Raw genomic sequence first — 3,692 nt, 5'->3', positions numbered from 1 at the left:
TCCTGCACCGCCGGCGGCGCCTATGTGCCGGCCATGGCCGACGAGGCGATCATGGTGCGCAACCAGGCGACCATCTTCCTCGCCGGCCCGCCGCTGGTGAAGGCCGCCACCGGCGAGGTGGTCAGCGCCGAAGACCTCGGTGGCGCCGATGTACACTGCAAGACCTCGGGGGTCGCCGACCACTACGCCGACAACGACGAGCACGCCCTGGCCCTGGCCCGGCGCAGCATCGCCAACCTCAACTGGCGCAAGCTCGGGGTGCTGAACAACCGCGCGCCGATCGCCCCGCTGCACGATGCCGAGGAACTGTACGGGGTGATCCCGGCCGACGCCAAGCAGCCCTTCGATGTGCGCGAGGTGATCGCGCGTATCGTCGACGGCTCGGTGTTCGACGAATTCAAGGCGCTGTTCGGCGCCACCCTGGTCTGCGGCTTCGCCCATATCCAGGGCTATCCGGTGGCGATCCTCGCCAACAACGGGATTCTGTTCGCCGAATCGGCGCAGAAAGGCGCGCACTTCATCGAACTGGCCTGCCAGCGCGGTATTCCGCTGCTGTTCCTGCAGAACATCACCGGCTTCATGGTCGGGCAGAAGTACGAGGCTGGCGGCATCGCCAAGCACGGCGCCAAGCTGGTCAACGCCGTGGCCTGCGCCAAGGTGCCGAAATTCACCGTGATCATCGGCGGCAGCTTCGGCGCCGGCAACTACGGCATGTGCGGGCGCGCCTACGACCCGCGCTTTTTGTGGATGTGGCCGAATGCACGGATCGGCGTGATGGGCGCCGAACAGGCCGCCGGCGTGCTGGTGCAGGTCAAGCACGAACAGGCCGCGCGCGCCGGCCATGACTTCTCCGCCGAGGAAGAAGCCAAGCTCAAGCAACCGATCCTCGAGCAGTACGAGCGCCAGGGTCACCCCTACTACTCCAGCGCGCGGCTGTGGGACGACGGCGTCATCGACCCGGCGCAGACCCGCGAGGTACTCGGCCTGGCGTTGTCCGCCAGCCTCAATGCGCCGATCGAGCCGACCACCTTCGGCGTGTTCCGCATGTGATGCCGGAATACCGTAGGGTGCGCCGTGCGCACCGCTTTTCAACGCAATGGTGCGCACAGCGCACCCTACGAAGATGACCATGACCGACTTCAGCACCATCCAACTGGAACAAGACCCACGCGGCTTCGCCACCCTCTGGCTCAACCGCGCCGACAAGAACAATGCCTTCAACGCCGAGATGATCCGCGAGCTGATCCTCGCCCTCGATGAGGTGCAGGCCGACAAGAGCCTGCGCTTCCTGCTGCTGCGCGGCCGCGGCAAGCACTTCTCCGCCGGAGCGGACCTGGCCTGGATGCAGCACGCCGCAACCCTGGATTACAGCGCCAACCTGGCCGATTCGCGGGAGCTGGCCGAGCTGATGCACAACCTCTACCAGCTGAAGATCCCGACCCTGGCCGTGGTCCAGGGGGCGGCCTTCGGCGGAGCCCTGGGCCTGATCAGTTGCTGCGACATGGCCATCGGCGCCATCGATGCCCAGCTGTGCCTGTCGGAGGTGCGCATCGGCCTGGCCCCGGCGGTGATCAGCCCCTTCGTCGTGCAGGCCATCGGCGAACGCGCGTCGCGCCGCTATGCCCTGACCGCCGAGCGTTTCAGCGGCGAGCGGGCCCATGAACTGGGGCTGTTTGCCGAGACGTATCCGGCCGAGGCGCTGGACGACGCCGTCAGCGACTGGGTCGCCAACCTGCTGCTCAACAGCCCGCAGGCGATGCAGGCGAGCAAGGACCTGCTCAAAGAAGTCGCCAGCGGCGTGCTCACCCCGGCCCTGCGCCGTTATACCGAAAACGCCATCGCCCGCATCCGCGTCAGCGCCGAGGGCCAGGAAGGCCTGCGCGCCTTCCTCGATAAACGCAAGCCAAGCTGGCAGGAGCAACAAGCATGAGCAAACACATCGACACCCTGCTGATCGCCAACCGCGGCGAAATCGCCTGCCGGGTCATGCGCACGGCCAAGGCCATGGGCATCAAGAGCGTAGCGGTGCATAGCGCCATCGACGCTGGCGCGCGCCATGTGCGCGAAGCCGATCTAGTGGTGAACCTGGGCGGTGCCAAGCCAGCGGACAGCTACCTGCGCATCGACGCTCTGATCTCTGCGGCCAAAGCCAGTGGTGCACAGGCGATTCACCCGGGTTACGGCTTTCTCTCGGAAAACGCCGGTTTTGCCCGCGCCATCGAAGAAGCCGGCTTGCTGTTTCTCGGCCCGCCCGCCTCGGCCATCGACGCCATGGGCAGCAAATCGGCGGCCAAGGCGCTGATGGAGGCCACCGGCGTGCCCCTGGTGCCGGGTTATCACGGCGAGGCCCAGGATATCGAGACTTTCCGCGCGGCCGCCGAAGTCATCGGCTACCCGGTCTTGCTCAAGGCCACCGCCGGCGGTGGCGGCAAGGGCATGAAGGTGGTCGAACGCGAAGCCGAGCTGGCCGAGGCCCTGGCCAGCGCCCAGCGCGAGGCGCAATCGTCGTTCGGCGATGCGCGCATGCTGGTGGAAAAATACGTGCTCAAGCCGCGCCACGTGGAGATTCAGGTGTTCGCCGACCAGCACGGCCACTGCCTGTACCTGAACGAGCGCGACTGCTCGATCCAGCGCCGCCACCAGAAGGTGGTCGAGGAAGCGCCCGCCCCGGGTCTCAGCCCCGAACTGCGCCGCGCCATGGGCGAGGCCGCGGTCAAGGCGGCCCAGGCCATCGGCTATGTCGGCGCCGGCACCGTGGAGTTTCTGCTGGACGAGCGCGGCGATTTCTTCTTTATGGAGATGAATACAAGACTCCAGGTGGAGCACCCGGTCACCGAGGCGATCACCGGCCTGGACCTGGTCGCCTGGCAAATTCGCGTGGCCCGTGGCGAAGCGCTGCCGATCACCCAGGATCAGGTGCCCTTGATCGGCCACGCCATCGAAGTGCGCCTGTATGCCGAAGACCCGGAGCACGACTTCCTGCCCTCCACCGGCCGCCTGAACCTGTACCGCGAAGCCCAGCCCGGGCCGGGTCGACGGGTCGACAGCGGGGTCAGCCAAGGCGATGAAGTATCGCCCTTCTACGACCCGATGCTCGGCAAGCTGATCGCCTGGGGCGACAACCGCGAGGAAGCGCGCCTGCGCCTGCTGGCCATGCTCGACGAAACCTGCATTGGCGGGGTCAGGACCAACCTGGCGTTCCTGCGTCGCGTGCTGGCCCATCCGGCCTTCGCCGACGCCGAGCTGGATACCGGTTTCATTCCGCGCCACGAAGCGCAACTGCTGCCGCCAGCAGGCGAGTTGCCCGCCGCGTTCTGGCAACTGGCCGGCGAGGCCTTCGCCCAGAGCGAGCCGCTACGGCACAAGCACGAGGACTTTCACTCGCCCTGGGCCAGCAGCAATGGCTGGCGCGCCGGGCTGCCGGTCGAAATCGACCTGCACCTGAGCTGCAACGGCGTCACGCACAAGGTGCGCGCCAGCGGCGGCGCCCGATTGCAGGGCGACACGCTGCTCTGCAGCAACCCGCTAGACGCCGAGGTTCAGCCAGACGCACTGCAACACCGCCGGCACGCCATCCGCCAGGGCGATACCCTCTATCTGGAATGGCAGGGCGACCTGCACGCCGTCAGCCAGCTCGACCCGATCGCCGCCGTCGAAGCCAGCCACAGCCATCACGGTGGCCTGACCGCGCC

3 protein-coding genes are annotated in these 3,692 nt (G+C 67.3%); all 3 read left to right on the top strand.

Annotated features, from left to right (window positions below; all coding sequences use genetic code 11):
- Nucleotides 1–1,050, top strand: a 1,050-nt coding sequence (locus BM315_RS23960) for a carboxyl transferase domain-containing protein (RefSeq protein WP_090506185.1), incomplete at its 5' end; no start/stop codon positions are given.
- Nucleotides 1,051–1,129: 79 nt separating this feature from the next.
- Nucleotides 1,130–1,930 (top strand): gamma-carboxygeranoyl-CoA hydratase, encoded by an 801-nt coding sequence (locus tag BM315_RS23955; RefSeq protein ID WP_090506183.1) that lies wholly within the window; start codon nt 1,130–1,132, stop codon nt 1,928–1,930.
- A partial coding sequence (locus BM315_RS23950; RefSeq protein ID WP_090506169.1) for an acetyl-CoA carboxylase biotin carboxylase subunit occupies nt 1,927–3,692 on the top strand: 1,766 nt, incomplete at its 3' end. The genes BM315_RS23955 and BM315_RS23950, both read left to right, overlap by 4 nt.

It is taken from the genome of Pseudomonas borbori (assembly GCF_900115555.1).
GTDB lineage: Bacteria > Pseudomonadota > Gammaproteobacteria > Pseudomonadales > Pseudomonadaceae > Aquipseudomonas > Aquipseudomonas borbori.
The sequence above is the reverse complement of the archived record's forward strand: the minus strand, read 5'-3'. Positions and strand labels throughout refer to the sequence as shown.

Coding starts and splice junctions, on each gene's coding strand:
- BM315_RS23955 (WP_090506183.1), top strand. CDS start 1,130: ATGACCGACTTCAGCACCATCCAACTGGAACAAGACCCACGCGGCTTC.